We start from the raw sequence: 20903 nt of genomic DNA on the forward strand, positions 1-20903 counted from the left end.
TTCATAAGCCAAGTCAAGATTAAATGTATCCAGGAGGATTTATGCTTATCCGCAATCTGCTATTTGCCATGCTTCTGTTAGGATCTGCAAGGTGTGCTCAAACCTCGGATTCTTTTATCAGGAGCCGGTGGAGTGATGAATTTCATTTGCTTCGGAGCGATAACGGGGATACTATCTCGATCGGAGGGATTTATGGAGGAGCAGAAACGCTGTATATCTATGATATGGCCGGCGGAAAGATCGTTGCTTTCAATAACAATGGAGCTGTTGTGGCAAAAACAGAGCTGTCGTCTTTTGGGAGAGGAACGTATGCCGGTGATGATTTCGTGATCAGGGGCAGTGAAGCGCTTTTTCTCAATACAGTTGACAAAAGAATCGAGGTTTTCGATATGAAAAGCGGTGAACATAAACGGTCTATCTCCTATCCGCTCGATGTGTTCGCACGCGAGCCCCGGCGGACCCGGCGAGTCATCAACAAAATATTTCTGGTGGATGGAAACATCGTACTGGGTAATTCCTATCACTACTTTTATTTTAATGATAGACTGGGAAAGAAGAGCGCGAATACGAAAATTCACTCGGTTGAATCGGGAATACGGCTGGAAAATATGCACGGAAGGTCCGTGGTTGTTGTGAATAATGGAAAGGTGCTGGCCGGCGATACGGTGAAAGGCGATACGGTTATGACCCATTTTCCTGTTGCTGGCAAACGGTATGTTATGTTTGACGGCAGGCTTTATTCGCTTGTGCTGTCGGAAAAAGAGATGAAAATTGTTGAAGTGCAGTGAGAGAACAGGAGCCATGGCCTTGAAAATACCAAAAATCCCTTTTTCGATACTTTCAGCGGCAGTTTTCGTTATAACAACGGGAGTCTGGATCTTTCGGGTAGATGGAATTCATCTCGATTCGGTCCTTGCCCGGGGAGACAGTTGCCTTAATATTGTCTGGACTCCCTCTGCGGCCAACACAGGATCGGACTGGTGGAATTCCTGCGGGTCGGGATGTTCCGATGATCTTAAAAAATGCGATTTTATCGCTGGTGAAAGCTACCGGGGCGTGGCGTATTCCTATGGTGGTGAAGATCCCTATTTTTTGTTCCGGCAGCGGCTTCTGGATCAATGGCCCGTAGGATCGCACCTGTGTCATTACAGCCAGTGCGGTAATCCCTCAAATGATGTTACCGGCACCGATTGCTCGGGGTATGTCTGCTGGATTTGGGATGAACCCCGGGTTTCGACCAGGGAACTGGCAACGTTCGACCGGTACGATCATATCGACAAAACCGAGCTGACCGCGGGCGATATTCTGGTGAAGCACGGAAGCCATACCGTTCTGGTTGTCGAGGCAGTCGACTATCCACAGATACTCATCTGGGAAGCCACCGGTACGCCGATCAACGGTGTACGCGAGCGGGTGATCGATCTTACCGCTACCTACTGGGATGCCTACAGCGCAGTAAGAAATCCCCGGATTACCACCGGCGATGTTTCGAGCCGCAGCAACAGGCGAACCATGCATTTCCAGGAATTGGTTACGGGTGTTAAAAGAGGGGAGATCGACGGGTTCTCACTTTATAATGCACTTGGAAAGCGAATATCGCTATACAAAGGACTTTCGCCCTACGCCCCGCTCAAGAAAGCCCTTACAATGGCCGGTAATGACGGGGTCGTTTTTGTGCGCTATACAGATGAGCGTGGGAACGTTGGTATCGTGAGGATTTGGGGTGGTGGATTGAGGCGGTGAAGATGATGAGGATGAGAGAAAAAAGACCAGTCCTGATCGTGTGCCGCACCGAGTGGGCCGAAGTACCGAGGGATTTTCAATCTCCCTGCTATTCTCCTCAATAATCAACAATAATTTCCTCCCCGTCAACCACAACAAGCCGTACTTCGGGTTCTTCGGCAATGAGTTCTTCCAGAAGATTTTCGCCCGGGTCATGGGCAAAGCTTACCGCGATAAAATCGGCCTGTAAACCCGGGGCAAGGGAGCCGATATTGTCTTGAGCCCCTAGTGCCCTTGCAGGGTTGACCGTAACCCACCTGATCATCTCGGCAGCCGGTATGTGGGGATAATTAGTTTTGACAGTATAGAGCTCATCAAAAAGATTCATTGCGCCCACGCCCGGGATATTGGCGGTCCCGACACAAATATTCACGCCTCTGGTGAGGGCAAGATCCAGGGGAAAATTCTTATGGCCAAGGGACTTGGTATATTGCGGACAGATGACAATCGATATGTTTTTTGCTGCCAGAGACGACAACTGAGCCCCGTTGACATAATTACAATGATAAAGAAGAGCACTCGCGGGGAGGAGGTTTTCGGTGAGCGCATAATGCATGGGGCCGATACCCGTGGCACCGTATGCCCATTCCCGGTTGCGGGTTATCTGGAAATAGAGATCGCCCTTATGCTCGGCGAAAGCCTGAAGTTCTTCAGCGCTTTCGGCAAGATGTGACGCCCAGGGTGCATGTTCTTTTGCGGCGGTGTTAATTAAATTTCTGTGTCGCTGTGGCGTGCACGAAAAAAGTGCATAGGGTCCCATGCCGATTCCGACCCTGTTTGAAGTCGATGCAACCCGCTTGAGCAGTTCGATGGTGCGGATAAGATTGTCCTTTTCAGCCTGGTCGTTATTATGAACTTCATGAATAATCCAGCTTCTCACCGGTTCATCCTTGAGCACTACAACCGAATGGCCGGTACGTGAACTGTCAACAATCGTTGTTGTTCCATTGGTCAGCGATTCCCGGATACCAAGCCGTATTACCGGCATGATCGATTCGACCGGCGCATTTCTGAGGCGGGAAGTCTTTTTAGCTATCCATGATGCAAAGGTGTCGGCGTCTTCTTTGGGAATGCCCCGTACAACACCTTCCTCGAGATGGCTGTGGGCATTAATCAGGCCGGGAAGAAGCAGTTGATCGCCCAGGTTGATTGTACGATCGCCCGGGCGGCGGGGCACTTGGCTCCGGGTGCCCACCGCCTCGATTTTATCACCTGCTAAAGCAAGCGCCGCATTGGTAATTATCCCGCCGTCGGGACTCAAAAGCCATCTGGCATAATAGATAGTAGACATGTCTACCCATCAAAATACATTTGCTGCAGGGAGTTGAGCTTGAGGTTGAAGTTGAGGAGAAGTGAAAAAGATCCTTCAAGCGGAAATAAGTATCCAGACATAATTTATTTTAACTCCGAACGTATTACAATAATATTATGAAAGGATTACCGATGCGTTATTATTTATCTGCTCTAACCTTTTTTGTAATGAATGCTGCTGTATTTGCTCAGAATGAGGCGCCGGGAAGAGGTGTTGGCGGTGCGAATATGATTTTTATGATGGTGATCATGTTTGGGATTATCTATTTCCTGATGATCCGTCCTGAACAGAAAAAGCAGAAAAACCGTCAGAAAATGATCGGCGAGATGAAAAAGGGCGATAAGGTCGTAACAATCGGCGGTGTATACGGGACGGTCGGTAATGTGAAAGAAAATTCGTTGATGGTCAAGATCGCGGAAAATACCGTCGTTGAAGTTCGCAAAGGGGCTGTCTCCGAAGTGCTCAATAAGCAGGAAATGGGCGAAAAGAGTGAAAAGAAAGACGGAAAATAGACATGTTTGAAGTTTGTATTTACGGAAATCCGGTATTGCGGAAAAAGGCTGAAGCCGTAACCGAATTCAATGATGAGCTGAAAGGTTTTGTTGAAGAGATGGCCGAAACCATGAAAATCCAGGATGGTGTTGGCCTTGCCGCTCCTCAGGTCAGTAAATCATTGCGTATTGCCGTTATCGATACGACCGGTGGCGAACAGGAGCCTTATATTCTGATCAATCCCGAAATCATTCACTCCTCTGAGGAGCGTGAAGATTTCGAAGAAGGGTGCCTGAGTATTCCGGATATCCGTCTTAAAGTAAACCGTCCGTTAAAAGTTTCGATAAAAGCCTTCGATGCCGAAGGCAGAGAATATAGTATCGAAAATGCCGAAGGTCTGCTGGCCCGCGCTTTGCAGCACGAAATAGATCATCTGGACGGTGTACTTTTTATCGACCGCGCTTCCCCGGTTGCCCGTCAGTTAGTGAGCGGCAAGCTGAAAAAAATGGCCAAATCACAAAAGATAAAAAATAAGACCGTCTGATCATTTTTCATCTTTTCAAACCATTGGTGCTACAAAGATATAATTACCGGTTGCGGAGAATCCTCATTGCAGGAGGAGTCTTCATTTTCCCCCTTCTCTATTCCGGATGTTCTTCATCAAAAATTTTAACGCCCCATCCCAGGGGAATGCAAAAACAGCCTCCCTCTTCGGATACAACCCATGAAGAGTCTGCACCAGAGCCGCAACAGGAAGAAAAAAAATCCTCTCACCCCGATGCATTCGATTTCGGTCTGGCCTTTGTCGATACCGCAGAACTTGAAGAAAGACCATCCCGGTCCGGCCGTCCACAAACCGATCCTAAAAGCTCAATGAACAAAACCGGGGTGGTTTCACTGCGATATCCGGATTTTCCTGTTCCCGCTGTCAAAGCGCGGGTTGCGGTTCTTCGAAATAATCTTAAAACCTCTCTTTACTCGGTAGGAAAAGTCGTTTTGAGAGGTGCCGGGCAAAAAAATCGCATTTCCTTTCGTGGACGATTGCTGGTTGAGGCATCCTATTCAGCCGGTAAAGTACTGGTAACAGCAGACGATATTAAGCGCCGGGAGGTTAGTGTTCCCTGCACTCTCCTATCGGAAAATGAATACAATTTTATCGAACTCGACGACGGCTCCTACCGGGGATCGATGATTATCATTTCCGAAAAGCCCAAGAGGTTTTCTTTAGTTAATTATATCGACGTCGAAGAGTATCTCCGGGGTGTTGTTCCCCTCGAGATCGGCCCCCGGAAAGAAAAGGAGATCGAGGCGGTGAAAGCCCAGGCGGTGGCTGCCCGTACCTATACCTACCGGAAAATTCTTGAAAGAAGCAATGCATCCTTCGATCTTGTCACGACGGTCGCCGATCAGGTATACGGCGGTCTGAATGCCGAAAACAGGCACTGCGATAAAGCCATAAGGCTCACCGAAGATCTCGTGATGGTCTATGGTGACAGCCTGATAATCGCCTATTACCATTCGACCTGCGGAGGGAAGACCGCCAATGTGGAGGATGTATGGCAAAGGCCGCCGAAGCCCTATTTAAAATCGGTGAGTGATTACGATAAGAACGGCAATGCCTATTGTGCAATATCCAGATATTATACCTGGATTGAGAACTGGTCAACCTACCGGTTGTCATCGATAATTGCCCGGCATGGGGGCAGCGCTGGATGTAAAGGTACGGTGAAGGGTATGAAAATAAAATGGCGGCATTCCTGTGGCCGTATTGCCGATCTCAATATCCGTACAACCCAGGGCGACTGTGTTCACCATGGCGATAAGATCCGCTTTGTGCTCAGGCGGGATATTTCGGGGAATCCGATTCTGCGGTCCTGCAATTTCAGGATTCGCTCGGGCAATGCCCGGTCGGTTAAAATCGAGGGCAAAGGCTATGGCCATGGCGTGGGTATGTGCCAGATGGGTGCTATCGGACGTGCCCGGGCCGGGCAGAGTTTCGAAGAAATCCTCAAGGCGTATTACACCGGTGTTGATATGAGGACTGCGGTTCCGAAAAGGTAGAAGGGCGTGCTTTTTTGCAGAAGTGTTTCTCAAAGATCTACTTTTTCCACGAAATAGGCGCCAGCGCAATAAGCACCGTATAAACTTCAAGCCGTCCTAAAAGCATGCAGAGAATAAGCACCCATTTACCGATCATCGGTATCCAGGCATAATTTTCCATTGCTCCGATTCCCGATAAGCCGGGACCGATATTGCACATTGTGGCAACAACGGTCGTTACCGCGGTGGTAAAATCGGGGATCATGAAGGCCATAATTGCCGAAAAGAGCACGAAAAGGAGCATAAAAAGGGTAAAAAACCCGAGGATATTGGAAACGATTTTATAATCAATGGCCTCATTACCGATTTTTATGGGCATGATAAGTCGTGGCTGTATCATAGTGCGTACTTCTTTCCACGCGGTTTTAAGTACCACGAGAATCCGGATCATTTTCATGCCTCCTCCCGTGGAACCAGCGCACCCCCCGAAAAACATGAGAATTACAAGCGCGAATCTGAGGAAATTAGGCCACACATCAAAGTCGGCGGTAGTATACCCGGTGGTGGTGGTGATCGAAATGACTTGAAATGCCATATACCGGATAGTCTTTCCAATCGTGGCGACCTTGTTTTCCTCTGTCTCGATTTTGTCGACAAGCTCGATTTGAGAAAGCGGATCAGGCCGATAACTTCGTTCGATATGTTCGGGAGAATTGATTCCCCATATTCTCAGCAGCACCGTGCCGATTATAATCACCGACATGATGACGGTCACGTAAAAAATGAATTCCCGGTTTTTGGAAAGCACATTGAAATCTTGAGAGAAGATAATCCGGTAGTGAAGAATAAAATTCATGCCCGCAAAGAACATGAATATGATTATCACCCAGTCGATATACGCGCTGTTGTAGGCGCTGATCGAGGTGTTTCGGGTAGAGAATCCACCGGTTGCCATAGTACCGAAGGAATGGCAGAAGGACTCGAAAATCGACATACCGCCCAGCCAGAGCAAAAGCGTTTCGGCCAGGGTGAGCAATGCATAGACACCCCAGAGAATCGTGGCGGTCCAACGGAGACGGGGCGAAAGACGTTCCGATGTCGGTCCGGGAACTTCACCCCTGAACATCTGATAGGCAGCAACACCAAAGGCCGGAAAAATTGCCAGTGCAAGGGTCACGATTCCCATACCGCCCAGCCAGTGGGTAAGACTCCGCCAGAAAAGGAGCCCCCGCGGTAAAATTTCGATGTCGGTTAAAATTGTCGCTCCGGTGGTCGTAAATCCGCTCATGATTTCAAAATAGGAATCGGTAATTAACCGCAGGACGGTTTCTATGTTGACCACGGGGGCTTCTGAGATCAGAAAAACAAAAAGTGGAATACATCCAAAGAGCGTAAATAAAAGCCACCCGATAGTTACAATGGCAAATCCCTCCTTGATTCCCTCGCTTTTTCGTTCCTTGCGTCCTGTAATGACCACCAGGGTCCCACAGACAAAGGCCGAGATTACGGCAATGACAAAACCCAGCACGCGGGGATCTAAGAGTGTTGAGGGTAAAGAGATCGGCCGCGCTTCGTGAACAGCTATTGCCAGGGGGACAAAGAGTACAAGAGAGAGGACTTGAAGCAGTTTGCCAACCGCATAAAAAATGAAGCGTTGGTTCAATCGGCCACCTTTATCGATAAATGAACGGATGGTTCGGATGAATTCATAAAATCAGCAGTCATACGATTATACCGACAGTGAGACCCCGGTTTTAAAGAGTTTTCCCGCGAATTTGAGGCTCGACGTCTGACATAAAACAAGCACTTCATCATCGGGAAGAATTACCGTATCTCCCCGGGGAATAATAACATTTTCTCCCCGCATCACCGCGCCGATCACAATAGACCGCCGAAAAATCTCCTTAAACTCCTGCAGGGGTTTTCCAATGATTTTTGACTTCTTTTCTGCAATGAATCGGGTAACCTGTATGTCGGTTTTTTCCAGCCCCAGATGGGCACTGATCGGCATGCGGAGGATGCTCGAGATTATTTTCTGGGCGGTAATTTTGCGCGGATTGATGATGTGGTCCAGGCCCAGCGATTGAAAGAGCCGTTCATGACGGTCGGTGTTGTTGACCGCAATGACCTCGCCGGCACCTTCGGCTTTTGCAAGAAGGCAGGACATTACATTGTCTTCGGTATCTTCACCCGAAGCAATGAAAAAATGCGCGTTCTCGATATGTACTTCCTGAAGCATTTCGGTGTTGGTGCAGTCGCCGTGAAACACTTCAATGCCTTCGAGTTTTGATGCCGCTTTGATTGCATGCTGTTCATCGGGATCTACCAGGATCACCCGCTCAACATAGGGCTTGCATGCTTCGGCAAGATTGAGCGCCGTCAGGGTGTCACCCGAAATGATGACTTTTTTGACTTTATCCGGTCCCTTGCCGAGTATTTGACGAAAGGTGGCAAAGGATTCTTTGGGCATGATTGCCACAATCTTGTCGCCGGGGAGCAGTCGTTCTGCTCCCGACGGGGTAATGCTTTTTCCGTTACGGACAATAACCACGATCAGCATGGGTGCCGGTGACACAATATTGTTTATCTCGACAAGTGTTTTGTGGGCAAGAGGCATCCCTTCCCTAACTTCATACCCCCGTAAATAGACCTTGTCCGCCTGGAAATTCGCAGTTTGTGAGACACCGGGCAGTTCGATGTACTGGATTATGACCTTGACAACCTCTTTTTCGGGTTCGACGACATGGGTTACTCCCAGTTCTTCGAGGCTGATATCAATATCGCCTCTGGTATATTCACCCGATTTAACTCGGGCGATACGGTCGGGAACTCCGTATTGCTTGGCGAAATTGCAGACGAGGAGGTTGGTTTCGACATTCGGGGTGGCAGCGATAATCATATCGGCATCCTGAATTCCAGCGGCTTTTAATGCCGAAGGACTGCTGCCCTTGGCATTGATCGTGAAAACATCGAGCTTGGTATTGATTTCGTTACAGAGGACGGTATCGGTCTCGATTACCGAAATATGGTGTTGATGCTTACTGAGATATTCGGCCAGGGAAAAACCTACTGTCCCTGCACCTATGATTATAATATTCACGCCTCTATCCTGCTAGGGTTCTAATCTGACGGCTAACAAAAATAACTTGTTTCGATGGCTCGGGCAAAGAAGCGGTCAAGAGAGTTTCAGAGGAACCCGCAAAAGGGGGCCCGGCGAGCGGGGTATGCTCGATTAAGTATATTTATAATGATAGTATCGACGAGATGTGGTGTCCGGTCTTTCTTTTATGGATGTATTCGAACATAATAAGCAACAGTTTCTGGAAAAAAACGCCCCTTTAGCCGACAGGATGCGTCCACGCACGTTGGATGAGTTTGCAGGACAGGAGCATATTATTGGACCCGGAAGGCTTCTCCGGCGGGCGATAACCATCGATCAGCTTTCCAGTGTCATATTTTACGGTCCTCCCGGCACAGGTAAAACAACCCTTGCCAGAATTATCGCCAAAACCACAAAGGCAAGGTTTATTTCCATCAATGCGGTGCTTGCGGGTGTCAAGGACATTCGTGAAGCGATCGATACCGCCCAGAAAACGCTGTCCTTGTATTCCCAACGGACAATTCTCTTTGTCGATGAAGTCCATCGGTTCAATAAGTCGCAGCAGGATGCGCTTTTGCCCCATGTTGAAAACGGGGTAATCATATTGATCGGGGCCACAACCGAAAATCCATATTTTGAAGTAAACAAGGCGCTGGTGTCACGGTCACGGATTTTCCAGTTGAAAAGCCTTACGTCCGATGACCTCCGGAAGGTTGCGCGGATGGCTCTTGAGGATAAAGAGCGGGGCTTTGGTGAATTTGACGTTCATATCGACGACGATGCTTTGGATCACCTTGTGAGTGTTGCCAACGGTGATGCCCGGGGAGTGCTCAATGCTCTGGAACTTGCCGTGGAAACCACTTCACCCGACTCCGAAGGTGCTGTCCGTATCACCCGCGATGTTGCTGAAGAGTCGATTCAGCAGAAGGCGGTGTTGTATGATAAGGACGGCGATGCTCATTATGATACCATCTCGGCCTTTATCAAGTCGGTCCGTGGCTCCGATCCTGATGCCGCCCTCTACTGGATGGCACGGATGGTGTATGCCGGTGAAGATCCCCGGTTTATTTTTCGCAGAATGCTCATTCTGGCGTCCGAAGATATCGGCCTGGCCGATCCCGATGCCCTGAGCGTGGTCATGAGTGCTGCACAGGCATTCGATTATGTGGGGCTTCCTGAAGGTCGGTTTCATCTTGCTCAGGCCTGTCTCTATCTTGCCACAGCAGCCAAAAGCAATTCGACGATGGCCTTTTTCGATGCGCTGAAATCGGTGGGCAATGAAATGACCGGTGAAGTGCCTGATCATCTTAAAGACGCATCCAGAGACGGTGATGATTTCGGCCATGGAAAGGGATACCTCTATCCCCATGCATTCAGGGACCATTGGGCTGCCCAGCAGTATCTTCCCGATGTTTTGCAGGGGAAGGTTTTTTATCAACCATCCGGTCAGGGAAGAGAAGGGGGGATTAAAGAGCGGGTTGACAGGTTGCGTGAGGCGCGGGTCGAGGCCATGGTGGAGCAGGATGAGTCGGATCCTTTTAATTCTTTCAGAGAGAGTGAGTCGCAACCTGGTCGAAGTGCCTGGATTAAAAGGACGGCTTCGGAGGCGACCCTCGCAGAGATCAGAGACCGCCTGCTGGAGCTTGCACACGTGAACAAAGAGAGCTTGGTCCTCGACCTCCACGCCCGCACAGGCCTTCTGGCCTTTGAAGCTGTGCGGCGGGTACGGGAGGGCGCAGTATGGGCGATGGCCCATTCCGACAAAGAGTATTTCACTCTCTCCACAATGGCTTCACAGTTCGATACACTCAACCGGCCGCAGATTGTTTTAAGGACCCCAAAATCGCTGATCGATGACATTCGTAATGAAGCCGGCGATGAAATCGCCTTTACCTCGATTGTAGGAAGAAATATCCTTGCAAAGCATGCCGATAAGCCCGGCTTGCTCCGCTCAATTACCGGTCTCCTTGCTTCCGGAGGAACACTTGCCCTTGCCGAAACAATTCCCGCACTCGGCCAACGCCTCTCGGAACTGATAACTTTTCCCAAAAAATATGCTGCACTGAAAAAGAAATTTACCCGGATCGAGCAACTGCTCTTTACCGATACGAACGACCCTATGGTCAACTGGACGCTCGAAACGCTCGAAAAAGAGCTGACGCTGGATTCCGGTTATGAGCTGCGGACCTATATGGAAATGCAGCACCATTCCAAACGCATTACCGCTCAGGAAGTAGAATTCTGGTTCAGGGGACCGTCGGGAGAGAAACGTCGATCTCTGGGTGACCGGCTGCGGGAAACACTTTCTGAAAACGAGGTTTCGTTATGTAAAGATGTCGTCCGCAGGGCCGTTGTCGACCAGGATATTTCCTGGAAAACCGCAATCGGGTATATCAGGATACGTAAAGGGGAGTCGAAAGTCGAAGGCCAAGATACAACAATAATGGATTAGGATACCAGGCTGCGATAATGGATTCCAGTATCCGGGACCAGCCTCACCCCCAACCACTCACATCGTTGTCACGCTCCCGATAGCACCTCGTGAGGGGGCTTTTGTCTCAGATCTCCCTTTTCTTCCCCTCGTCCGTCATTTTCTCCACAATCATCGTCACCGGCCCGTCGTTGACAATCTCAACATCCATCATGGCGCCGAAAATACCGGTTTCAACTTTGTGAACGCGTTGTTTCAGGCAGGCAACAAAATATTCGTAGAGTTCATTTCCCTTTTCAGGGCGCGCTGCTTCAACAAAGCTGGGGCGCCGTCCTTTGCGGCAATCGCCGTAGAGGGTGAATTGGGAGACAACCAGTGCTTCGCCGTCGATATCGAGCACTGAGCGGTTCATTTTCCCGGCTTCATCACTGAAAATCCGCAATTCCGCGCATTTTTTTGCACAGAATTCGGCTTCGGTCTCCGTGTCGGTGGCATGGACGCCGAGAAGAATGAGGATTCCTTTACCGATTTTGCCGGTAATTGTCCCCTCGACACTGACGGTGGACTGGTGGACGCGCTGAAGGACGATTCGCATGGCGCTAAAAGTTAAAGGAAAATCCCATTTCAAAGCCGAGACCGCTCATATTGCGATAATAAATGGTGTTACGATCATCTTTGTCTCGACGACGGGTATTGGCCCATTGGTAATTGATTCCCGCCAAAACTGAAGCATTTTCGCTGAAACCGTAAACACCGTCGAGAGCAAGTTGCATATATAAGCCATGGTAATAGCGGGTTGTATTTTCAATCTCTTTGCCCCGTTGAGAATAAATGTGGGGCATGTAGCCGATATTGAATTGAAGCAGGGGATGAACAAGCATATGTGAAAGAGGGTCCACAAAAATAAACCCGGAAACAGGAAACATAAAGCTTTTAATGTCCTCCTGGACAGTCTTCTGCTGGTCAGAGATGCTGGTATCGATTAACGTGTCTTTGTCTTTCGTTGAGCGGTTCCATATGAAATCGGCGCCGACACCGAAACCGACTTTTTCGTCGATATCAATTCCGTATTCCACCGTGGCGTCCCAGGCTGTCTTTGTGTCGGTATCAAGAAGATACCGGGGCCAGAGCGGACCGATTTTCAAATTCAGAACATTCTCTCCAAACACCGATGATATCGTGCTCACGCAGAGAATAAAGAGTGCGATATTCTTTTTCATTGGATCCTCCTTTTTTGTTTTTCAATATAATTTATAATATCTATTTCTCAAAACAGAGCCATTGGAAAGGAATGGCGGTGGTAGGAGCGGAGCTTAAGAACTGAAAAATATGCTTTCGTTCGAGTTCCTTAAGCGACTATTCCATCTCAGTCCCCTGATTGTCTCTCTTAATGTTCGACCTTGGATCTTCGGTCCTCCAAAAAATGTACTCAAATATATGCACACATTGGCCGTTGCATTTTGTTCTAAGTTTATTTATTATATGGACATGGCAAACGAAAATTTACCCACTGTGTTTCACTATAACGATTTTCGTAAGTTCCTGGATGATTATCAGCAGGAACGGCAGAAATTCGATAAGAATTTCAACCGCTCCAATGTCTGCAGACTTCTTGGACTCTCAAAGAGCAGAAGTTTCTTTAATGATGTCATCAAAGGCAAAACGGTCACGTCTACCTTTATCGACCGGTTTATTAAGGTTTTCGAGCTTAAAAAGGATGAGGCTCAGTTTTTCAGAGTTCTGGTTAAATACAACCAGGCCATGGAGCCGGGAGAACGGGAGCTCTATTTTCAGCAGCTAATTTCGTTAAATAAAACACCCCGTCAGATACTCGATCTCAATGTCTACGAATATTTCAAAGAATGGCGCCACAGCGTTATCAGGGCTATGCTCGATGTTTACAATTGTACCGAGGACGATTATGGAGAGCTTGGGAAAAAGATAAATCCTCCCCTTACTGAGAAAACGGTCCGGGAATCAATTAATCTTCTGAAAAATCTCGAACTGGTTGCGCAGGACGAAAAGGGGTTTTTAAAACCGACCCAAAAAATTATACAAACCCCACCATATATCAACGATGATCTGGTGAAACATTATCAGATGCAGTCTCTGGAAACGGCCAAACGGGCTCTTTTCTCAAATTCCGATCAGATGCAGAACGTTTCCACAAAATTGATCAGTATCTCTGAGCTTGGCCTTAAAAGGATTGAACGGCAATTGCAGAAGTTTAAATCTGAAGTTACTTCAATAATTCATAAAGATCATCACGAATCAGACCGTATCTATGAGCTTGCCATGTTCCTGGTACCGGTCACAAAGATTAAAAAAGGAGGGAAGCAATGAAAAAAATGCTGCTTGCCCTTCACGTGGCATTATTTTCCTGTTTATGCGCACTGTTGTATTGTTCATCGGAGCAACCGATTGCTGGTACCGAAACCGGCACTGAAACCGGTACACTGACAGGTTCTGTGAGTACTGCTGACAATAAACCTGTTGCCAATGCCTATGTTTTCCTCCATCCAGGTTTTTCACCGGTTGAACAGGTCGCTCTCAATGAAATTCGTGCAGTAGATTCCACCTGGACCGATAACCGTGGCTCTTTTACTTTCAACCCGATACCCAAAGGCGACTACAATGTCGAAATAATTTCCGGTGATTCGGTCGGTGCATTGCTCAATGCTTCGGTTGCCGGCCGTGATACGGATTCTGTTTCGGGTGTTGTTCAGACACTGGGCTCGATATCGGGAACGGTAGATTCGGCTCTTCTTAATCGGGAACAAAAGCTTTATGTGTACATTCCCGAAATTGAACGTATCACAGAAGTAGAACCTGCGGGCTCCTTTTCATTTGTTCATGTGCCGCAGAGCGATTATACATTCTATGTGACAACAATAAGCGGCGCCGTCGAGGCTGAGCATGAGTCGGTACCGGTAAGGAAAGGAGAACGGACGATTCTTGGGTCTGTAGGATCCCTTTCAGGTTCGCCGCAAATCAGTCATCTGCCTGCACCTGAAAAGCCGAAAGGGTTGAAGGCTACGGTTTATTCATATACATCGATAAAACTTGTCTGGGACAGCCTTCCTTACGTTCATCTGTATTACATTTACAGAATGTCTCCTGAAACTGGCCTCTACGACCTGCTTGATTCTACCCTGAGAACACATTATCTCGATTCCGGTTTGGCTGAAGGAACCACTTGTTACTATAAAGTCGCTGCTGCAAATGATGCGGGCGTGTCTTCACGCAGCGAGTATGAATCGGCAACAACACCTTCTTCACAGGGGTACAAATTCGAACGGAAACCCGATCTACAATATACGCTGACTTCTTATGAGATTTCTTCATCGGATGAAGCTGCATTTAATGTATCGGATAATAAAATATCATCCTTCTGGTCGGCCTGGGATACGGCCTATCTTGATATTGTCCACCTCAATGCCTTCGATTATGCGGATTACAGCGAAGAACCGTCAAGTTCCGATGACTGCGGTATGGCATTGAAATCGGCCTATGGAGACAGCGGCGTCTATTTCTTCTTTGAGGTCAATGATGATGAATGGGTCGATTCTCTGGCGGAAAAAATATACGGTAACGATGCTGTAGAACTCATGGTGGACAGACGGTCGGCAGAGGAACTTTATACGCAGGGAACCCCCTACTTTGTTAACGTTGATTACAGTCAGCTGACGCAGAGTTATATGCAGGTACAGGTCCGATTCGGAGCTTCCGAGCCGAGCAATAACGCCAGCATAAACTGGTTTGATCAGGCGATGGCATATGATTCGGGGTTAACCGATCCCTCCGGATTTGTGGAGTTCAACAGAGGACTGACCCTCGACAGTATTGCAGCCCAATGGGGCATCAAGATTGAAATAATATTCTCTCCCATCGATACACCTTCCGTTCGCCGTCAGGAATGGCTGGTTCCATGGGATGTATGGGGAGGAACACCCGGGATTGCTCGAAAAACCGCAGGCAGCAGGTTTGCTTGTGCCTTTGGGTACAACGATATGGATTCAGGTGCGGGAAATCACACGGCTCTTAGGTGGAGGAACCGCACCGATCCGTATTCCACCGATGTTAACCCGGCTACCAGCGATACAACATCTGTGGATTCGTGGGGGGATATCCTCCTCGGTCCCAAATTAGATAAATGAAAGAAAATATGGGTTCAATTATTATTGTAGATTTATTAGTACATCCCTGTTTTATAAATTATTTTAATTTTTATACCCGAAAACAACAAAAAGACGAGTTTAATGTGATCGCAAGTACAACGAAAGGAGGTTTGCGCAAAGGCTGAATATTACTCAATGATGCAATTGGGGTGTATTGTGACGGCTAATTGAATTTTTTTGAAAGGAGCTACCTATTATGAAACGTTTTACAGTTTTGATGTTATGTCTTTTTGTTACTTCCTTATCAGTGGCGCAATTCGAGCGCGCTCCTGATCAGTCTCTCAAGCTTACCGCCTACCATCTTTCGTCCGCCGAAGAAGCACTATTCCAGGTCGACGACAACAATCAGAAATCCTGTTTCTGGTATTGCTGGGATATTTCAGCGTCACTCGACAGGGCTACCCTCGATGAAAACAACTGGGCCTATGGAACACTTCCCGACGGCACCGGAAATGACTGCGGTATGGATCTTATGGCAGCCTATGGTGACAGAGGTGTCTATTTTCTTTTTCAGGTTACCGATGATGACTGGCAGGGCTTGATTTATCCCGAAGCCTATGGCAATGATGCATGTGAGCTGTTTATCGATCAGCATTCTTCAACCGAGCTGTATGGAAGTATTGGTAGTGCTGCCCCACTCTTTATCGATCTTTCGATGAGCCAGTTGACCGAATCCTTCGCTCAGTTCCAGATCCGTTTTGGCGGAAGCGAACCGGTTGAGAATTTCCGCTATAATCTTTTTAACATTCATGTGGCTGGTGAACCATGGCTTTCGAATCCTGAAAACTTTGTGTCATATCAAACAGTCCGTATCGATGATGCAGAGGCCTTGTATGGCATTAGGGTTGATATCCTTGATGCAGAGGGCGGAGTCACGAGTGTTCGCCGTCAGGAATGGTTTGTTCCGTGGGATGTCTGGGGTGCTTCACCTGGTGTTGCTCCGCAAAGCGCAGGATCCGAATTAGCAATGACATTCGGTTATAATGACCTCGATGCTGCAGAGCCCAATTCATTTACCGCTCTTCGCTGGCGTCTGCCCGGTGACCCTTTCCACAAGGAAGCCAATCCGATTTCCGGTGCTGAAGAATCGGTAGATGCCTGGGGCGATATCGCCTTTGGCATGAATCTCGATGATTTTCTGGAAGGCGAAGGACAACCTGTGTTTGATGAAGCAACCGCCGGTGCAGCCGATCATGCCTACTGCCCCGGATGGATTGATGTCCAGGTGCCGATCAATCGGTGGAACCCAAGGTCGTCAAACATAGTCAAAACTCAGTATTTCACACCAGGCGGCCGGATGCTCAAGGTTATCGACGGCGCTCTTCAGGCACCGTCAAACAGCGTTATTCTCCGGAAACAAATCACCGCAGATAACCGCGTTGTCATCACCCAGGGTATTGCAACCGATGGTAAAATTAGTTACGCCCGATAATTAAAATTATCTGGGTTTCATTTTTAAAAAGGCGGAGTAATCCGCCTTTTTTTATTCATCCCTGGTAATAACTGCTCCTGCAGCGGGTGAATGAATCATTGTATACCGGTACGCTTCATGTTCCTGCAATCAAATTATTTTTCTTTCCCCACTTCACATTTAAGCAGGGAATTCTCTATTTTCTTACTATATCTAAATTATCAGGAAGCGAAATAACAAGAAGGAGCCTCAATGAAAGTTCTGACACATGGTTTAGCCGTAATCCTTACTGCAGCCATATTGCTTGCTTTAATATGGATGAAACTTCCCGGTGAAATAAATGCAATAATCGCCCGCCGTCAAATAAGTTCGCTGCGGCAGTGTGTCAGGCAGCAGCTCGAGCAGCAAAAAGAATCACTTGCAGATAAATTAACCGCCTTTGCAGAAGTAACCGGATCGGACCGGGAATTTGCAATGAGGCTTCTTGTCGAAAATGACCCCTCGGCCGCCGAAGTCGTTGAAAGAGCAGAGCAGTTTATCCGGCCCATGGGACTCGAGATCCTCGAAATCACCGATTCTTTATTTGTGTTGATATCATCAGGACATTTTCCGGCAAGTGCAGGAAATTCAATTGCCGAAAAAATCACTCTTTTAGAAAGTGACCCTGCCTTTATAATGGATAATATTTTAGGTGAGGAAGCCTTAACCCTTCAGGCTAAAACCCGCTTTTCCATTGCTGAACTTCCTTTTTATGTCGCCGGCGGGTTGATTGTCGATCAGGGGTTTCTCTCGATGCTTGTACCATCCAGTAATTCCTTCGTGCTGTTGAAATGGGAAGATGAAATCATCGGCGGCGAAAAACTGGGAAAAATTGAATCGATTTCAGAGATCGAAGACAATAAAATTATCGTGAATAACCGTACGTTTCTTGCCGATACCCTGTCACTTCAATTCAGCGGAGAAAATGCTTCACCTGTTTTACTCGTTCTGGCAGAGGAGCCGGAACCGGTTTCAATACTCTCTTTGTTCCAATGATTGTATATTAAAAGCTCCTTTTCTTCACCCGCTTTTCTTTCACCGAAAACCCTTTATCAGCTATGGTTGATCTCTCTTTGCACGGAATTGGTGCATTTTAGTAATGTGTTGATATTTCGAGGCTTAAGACAGCCGCCATTGATTATTATGATAAAAAGGTAACATAAAGGTTGACTTTCATAACAATTTATGTTATATTTATATCATAAAACAGGAATTCAAAACAAAAAAAACAGGAATGACTCTGTGCAAATGGAGGCGAGATAATGGCAAATCATGAATCATCCAGCATTCGGCTGCTTGAATATAAAAACATATTGAAAAAGCTGAAAGGTCTGGGTTTCAGTAAGGTGTTTTCCTCGAATCTTGCCGATACACTCGGAATTTCAGCATCATTGGTGCGAAAAGATTTTACGCAACTCACGACATCGGGAAACAAAAAGGGCGGCTATATAATTGATGATCTCCTTGGTGAGATAAACAGACTTTTAAACAAAGGGACAGAAACCGGTGCGGTAATTGTAGGGTTTGGAAAGCTCGGTAAAGCTTTATGTAATTACCGGGGGTTCATTGATGAAAATATCAGGTTTGTTGCGGCATTCGATACGGATGAGTCGAAAATCGATCCTGATGCTGATGTGCCGGTGTTTCCTGCAGAAAAACTTGCGGAATTTGTGTCGACAAATAAAATAAAAATAGCTGTTTTGACTATTCCGGGTGACGTTGTTCAACGGACGGTGGATATTCTGGTAATAGCTGGTGTTAAGGGGTTTTTGAATTTTGTTCCGTTCAGGCTGGTATTGCCCGCTGATTGTTATGAAAATCACATTAATCTTGCAATGGAACTGGAGAAAGTAATTCTGCACATAACGAATGGTCACAAAGGATAGGATGGTGGTAGCAGATGCTTCGTACTCGTTTATTTAAGTTTTTCGGTTTTCTGGCTTTGATTTTTGGTCTCCTGTATGCCTTTATTGGAGTGCAGGTTATCAGAAAGCAGGTAATTCAGCGCGCCGAAAATCAGGTGCGGTCGGACTTAAATGCAGCCTGGAGTGTTTTAAATGGCGAAATGAATACTATTGAAACGGTATTGAAGCTAATTGTCGACAACAGTGGTTTCAGAGAACAGTGCAGCGATGGTCAATTTGATGATGGTGAATTACGACGGCACCTTGAGGGGATACGCACGAGATTTAATTTGGATTTTCTAAGTATCCTTACGCCGAATGGAAGGGTTGTACTTAGAAGTGCGCCTCCCTATAAAGTTGGAGATTATTTTCCGGCCGATGCTTTGATACAGAAGGCATTAAAGGGGCAAGGCGTTGCCGGGGTTACGCTGTTTGATCCACAGACACTGGATCGGGAGTATGGGGATCTTTCCAGGAGAGCATTTCTGGAGTTTGAGGAAACACCATTTGCCCGCGGAAGCCGGAAGAATAACGAATCCAGGGGAATGGTTCTTATGAGCGCTGTGCCGGTTGTTTACAATAACAATGTTGTGGCGGCCGTGTATGGAGGCGTCATGATGAACCGTAACAAGAAAATTGTGGATAAAATTCATGAAACCATTTATCGCAATGAAAAATACAAAGGCACATCGACCGGTTCGGTGACCATATTTCTCAATGACTGCAGGATAACGACAACTGTTCGAAAGGATAATGGAAACCGGGCATTGGGAACGCGTGTTTCGAAAGAGGTGGCTGAAAGCGTTCTTGACAATGGTGAGCCATGGCTCGGCAGGGCGTTTGTTGTAAAGGATTGGTATTTGACTGCCTATGATCCGATATATACGGTCAACAACAGGATTGTCGGCATGTTGTACGTTGGTATACTGGAACAGCCGTTTGTTGATATTGTCCGCATGATGATTGGCCGTTATGCACTCCTTTCTTTTGCCGGCCTTCTGGTGACACTTATTGCAGCCTATTTTCTCGCTGCCCGGGTCGCTAAACCAATTCATGCACTGGCCGAGGCGTCGCATACAATGCGTGAAGGTCAACATCCGGGACGCGTTGAATTTAAAAAATGTTCTACCGAGACTCGTACGCTTATCGATGCTTTTAACAATATGGCAGATAAGCTTGTAGAGAGGGAACGCAAACTCAAAGAGGCCAATACATCGCTGGTTGCGGTTAATAAAAGTTACATGGAAACACTCGGCTTTATTTCCCATGAGCTGAAAACACCGTTGGGTTCCATTATGAATTACACATTTATGCTCGGAGAGGATAAATTCGGAGAGCTTAATGAAAAACAGAAACGGGCGGTAAAAAATATAGACCTTAACACAAAGCGAATTACCGAAATGGTACGGCATTATCTTAACTTGTCGAGAATAGAAAATAATGAGTTGAATCCTGTGCTCGCCGACGTGCGGATTAATGATGAAATCGTGGGGTCGCTGATAGAATTGATGAAATTGGCTGCCGAAGAGAAGAGTGTAACAATTCAAAACAATATTCCCGATGAATGTACGGTTCATGCGGACTACAATATGACTCATGAAGTATTTGAAAATCTTATCAGCAATGCGATAAAATACGGCAATAAAGACGGATGCGTAACGATCGATTCTCAGATCAGCGATGCAGTGATAGAATTCAGGGTTCGTAATACCGGTGATGGTATTCCTGAAGAGTATCGTAATACGATATTTGATAAATTTGTACGTGTCAATGGTATGGGGATGAAGAAAAAGGGAACCGGACTTGGTCTCTTTATAACACAGCATATAGTTAAGAGCCACGGAGGGACTATCTCTGTTAATTCCGAAGAGGGCAAATGGACTGAATTTGTTTTTACTTTGCCTGCAAGCAAAGAAAGGTTGAAAAGACATGAACAAAGAACCCTTGAAAATTGTTAAAAACTTAAGAACCGAAGCTGTCTGGCGGGTGTTTGAAGCGAAGTTCAATACTGAATACAGGATAACCGTTGGTTCGGCAACCTGCGAAAATGCTGCCGGAGCCCGGGAGGTTTACGGTAAATTTCGGGAACTGGTACAGAATAACCCGGAAGCAAATGTAACAATGGGTCAGGTGGGGTGTACCGGAAGATGCGATATGGAACCTGTCGTTACTGTTATACGAAAAGGAATCGTGCCGGTAAAATATGTTCATTGT

17 protein-coding genes are annotated in these 20903 nt (G+C 47.1%); 12 read left to right on the top strand and 5 right to left on the bottom strand.

The features are described 5' to 3' along the window. The first annotated feature begins 41 nt into the window (after nucleotides 1-41). Both GF401_10930 and GF401_10935 read left to right on the top strand, forming a co-directional pair. The gene (locus GF401_10930; protein ID MBD3345564.1) at nucleotides 42-788 is read left to right on the top strand and encodes a hypothetical protein; all 747 of its coding nucleotides are present in this window, start codon (nucleotides 42-44) and stop codon (nucleotides 786-788) included. A gap of 19 nt (nucleotides 789-807) precedes the next feature. Then, nucleotides 808-1743, top strand: coding sequence for a hypothetical protein (locus tag GF401_10935; protein MBD3345565.1), 936 nt, complete (start codon nucleotides 808-810; stop codon nucleotides 1741-1743). A 97-nt stretch (nucleotides 1744-1840) separates the two neighbouring features. On the opposite strand, the gene GF401_10940 is transcribed toward GF401_10935, so the two are convergent. Next, nucleotides 1841-3073: an amidohydrolase family protein gene (locus GF401_10940; GenBank protein ID MBD3345566.1), complete on the bottom strand. Its 1233-nt coding sequence runs from the start codon at nucleotides 3071-3073 to the stop codon at nucleotides 1841-1843. A gap of 188 nt (nucleotides 3074-3261) precedes the next feature. On the opposite strand from GF401_10940, the gene yajC reads away from it, so the two are divergent. The 3 genes from yajC to GF401_10955 all read left to right on the top strand — a co-directional run bounded on the left by yajC (nucleotide 3262) and on the right by GF401_10955 (nucleotide 5647). After that, nucleotides 3262-3606: a preprotein translocase subunit YajC gene (gene yajC, locus GF401_10945; GenBank protein ID MBD3345567.1), complete on the top strand. Its 345-nt coding sequence runs from the start codon at nucleotides 3262-3264 to the stop codon at nucleotides 3604-3606. Beyond that, nucleotides 3603-4130, top strand: a complete 528-nt coding sequence (gene def, locus GF401_10950; protein MBD3345568.1) for a peptide deformylase — start codon at nucleotides 3603-3605, stop codon at nucleotides 4128-4130. The genes yajC and def overlap by 4 nt, the downstream gene beginning before the upstream one ends. A 146-nt stretch (nucleotides 4131-4276) precedes the next feature. Next, nucleotides 4277-5647, top strand: a complete 1371-nt coding sequence (locus GF401_10955; GenBank protein MBD3345569.1) for a SpoIID/LytB domain-containing protein — start codon at nucleotides 4277-4279, stop codon at nucleotides 5645-5647. Between the two features lie 37 nt (nucleotides 5648-5684). Here the strand turns inward: GF401_10955 and GF401_10960 are convergent, their stop codons facing one another. Both GF401_10960 and trkA read right to left on the bottom strand, forming a co-directional pair. Continuing rightward, nucleotides 5685-7187, bottom strand: coding sequence for a TrkH family potassium uptake protein (locus tag GF401_10960; GenBank protein MBD3345570.1), 1503 nt, complete (start codon nucleotides 7185-7187; stop codon nucleotides 5685-5687). 168 nt (nucleotides 7188-7355) lie between these two features. Then, nucleotides 7356-8726, bottom strand: a complete 1371-nt coding sequence (trkA, locus tag GF401_10965; protein MBD3345571.1) for a Trk system potassium transporter TrkA — start codon at nucleotides 8724-8726, stop codon at nucleotides 7356-7358. A gap of 187 nt (nucleotides 8727-8913) precedes the next feature. Between trkA and GF401_10970 the strand changes: the two genes are divergently transcribed. Next, nucleotides 8914-11178, top strand: a complete 2265-nt coding sequence (locus tag GF401_10970; GenBank protein MBD3345572.1) for an AAA family ATPase — start codon at nucleotides 8914-8916, stop codon at nucleotides 11176-11178. A gap of 106 nt (nucleotides 11179-11284) precedes the next feature. On the opposite strand, the gene GF401_10975 is transcribed toward GF401_10970, so the two are convergent. Both GF401_10975 and GF401_10980 read right to left on the bottom strand, forming a co-directional pair. After that, nucleotides 11285-11752, bottom strand: a complete 468-nt coding sequence (locus tag GF401_10975; protein MBD3345573.1) for a D-tyrosyl-tRNA(Tyr) deacylase — start codon at nucleotides 11750-11752, stop codon at nucleotides 11285-11287. Nucleotides 11753-11756: 4 nt separating this feature from the next. After that, nucleotides 11757-12377, bottom strand: a complete 621-nt coding sequence (locus GF401_10980) for a hypothetical protein (GenBank protein ID MBD3345574.1) — start codon at nucleotides 12375-12377, stop codon at nucleotides 11757-11759. Nucleotides 12378-12486: 109 nt separating this feature from the next. On the opposite strand from GF401_10980, the gene GF401_10985 reads away from it, so the two are divergent. The 6 genes from GF401_10985 (at nucleotide 12487) to GF401_11010 (ending at nucleotide 20647) form a co-directional block, all read left to right on the top strand. Further along, entirely contained in the window at nucleotides 12487-13500 is a 1014-nt protein-coding gene (locus GF401_10985; protein MBD3345575.1) for a TIGR02147 family protein, read from the top strand. After that, nucleotides 13497-15314: a hypothetical protein gene (locus GF401_10990; GenBank protein ID MBD3345576.1), complete on the top strand. Its 1818-nt coding sequence runs from the start codon at nucleotides 13497-13499 to the stop codon at nucleotides 15312-15314. Before GF401_10985 ends, GF401_10990 begins: the two co-directional genes overlap by 4 nt. 217 nt (nucleotides 15315-15531) lie before the next feature. Further along, nucleotides 15532-16767, top strand: coding sequence for a hypothetical protein (locus GF401_10995; protein MBD3345577.1), 1236 nt, complete (start codon nucleotides 15532-15534; stop codon nucleotides 16765-16767). Nucleotides 16768-16998: 231 nt separating this feature from the next. Continuing rightward, on the top strand, nucleotides 16999-17781 hold the full coding sequence (locus GF401_11000; GenBank protein ID MBD3345578.1) for a hypothetical protein: 783 nt from the start codon (nucleotides 16999-17001) through the stop codon (nucleotides 17779-17781). Between the two features lie 266 nt (nucleotides 17782-18047). Beyond that, nucleotides 18048-18671 (top strand): redox-sensing transcriptional repressor Rex, encoded by a 624-nt coding sequence (locus GF401_11005; GenBank protein MBD3345579.1) that lies wholly within the window; start codon nucleotides 18048-18050, stop codon nucleotides 18669-18671. Between the two features lie 14 nt (nucleotides 18672-18685). Further along, entirely contained in the window at nucleotides 18686-20647 is a 1962-nt protein-coding gene (locus tag GF401_11010; protein MBD3345580.1) for a HAMP domain-containing protein, read from the top strand. The last annotated feature ends 256 nt before the right edge of the window (nucleotides 20648-20903 follow it).

Source organism: Chitinivibrionales bacterium, from assembly GCA_014728215.1.
Classification (GTDB): domain Bacteria; phylum Fibrobacterota; class Chitinivibrionia; order Chitinivibrionales; family WJKA01; genus WJKA01.

Bases quoted from the DNA above. Each gene is read 5' to 3' on its own strand.
- GF401_11005 (MBD3345579.1), top strand. From the start codon at position 18,048: ATGGCAAATCATGAATCATCCAGCATTCGGCTGCTTGAATATAAAAAC.
- GF401_10970 (MBD3345572.1), top strand. From the start codon at position 8,914: ATGGATGTATTCGAACATAATAAGCAACAGTTTCTGGAAAAAAACGCC.
- GF401_11010 (MBD3345580.1), top strand. From the start codon at position 18,686: ATGCTTCGTACTCGTTTATTTAAGTTTTTCGGTTTTCTGGCTTTGATT.
- GF401_10990 (MBD3345576.1), top strand. From the start codon at position 13,497: ATGAAAAAAATGCTGCTTGCCCTTCACGTGGCATTATTTTCCTGTTTA.
- GF401_10940 (MBD3345566.1), bottom strand. From the start codon at position 3,073: ATGTCTACTATCTATTATGCCAGATGGCTTTTGAGTCCCGACGGCGGG.
- GF401_10975 (MBD3345573.1), bottom strand. From the start codon at position 11,752: ATGCGAATCGTCCTTCAGCGCGTCCACCAGTCCACCGTCAGTGTCGAG.
- GF401_10955 (MBD3345569.1), top strand. From the start codon at position 4,277: ATGCAAAAACAGCCTCCCTCTTCGGATACAACCCATGAAGAGTCTGCA.
- GF401_11000 (MBD3345578.1), top strand. From the start codon at position 16,999: ATGAAAGTTCTGACACATGGTTTAGCCGTAATCCTTACTGCAGCCATA.
- GF401_10995 (MBD3345577.1), top strand. From the start codon at position 15,532: ATGAAACGTTTTACAGTTTTGATGTTATGTCTTTTTGTTACTTCCTTA.
- GF401_10930 (MBD3345564.1), top strand. From the start codon at position 42: ATGCTTATCCGCAATCTGCTATTTGCCATGCTTCTGTTAGGATCTGCA.
- GF401_10980 (MBD3345574.1), bottom strand. From the start codon at position 12,377: ATGAAAAAGAATATCGCACTCTTTATTCTCTGCGTGAGCACGATATCA.
- GF401_10985 (MBD3345575.1), top strand. From the start codon at position 12,487: ATGCTTTCGTTCGAGTTCCTTAAGCGACTATTCCATCTCAGTCCCCTG.
- yajC (MBD3345567.1), top strand. From the start codon at position 3,262: ATGAATGCTGCTGTATTTGCTCAGAATGAGGCGCCGGGAAGAGGTGTT.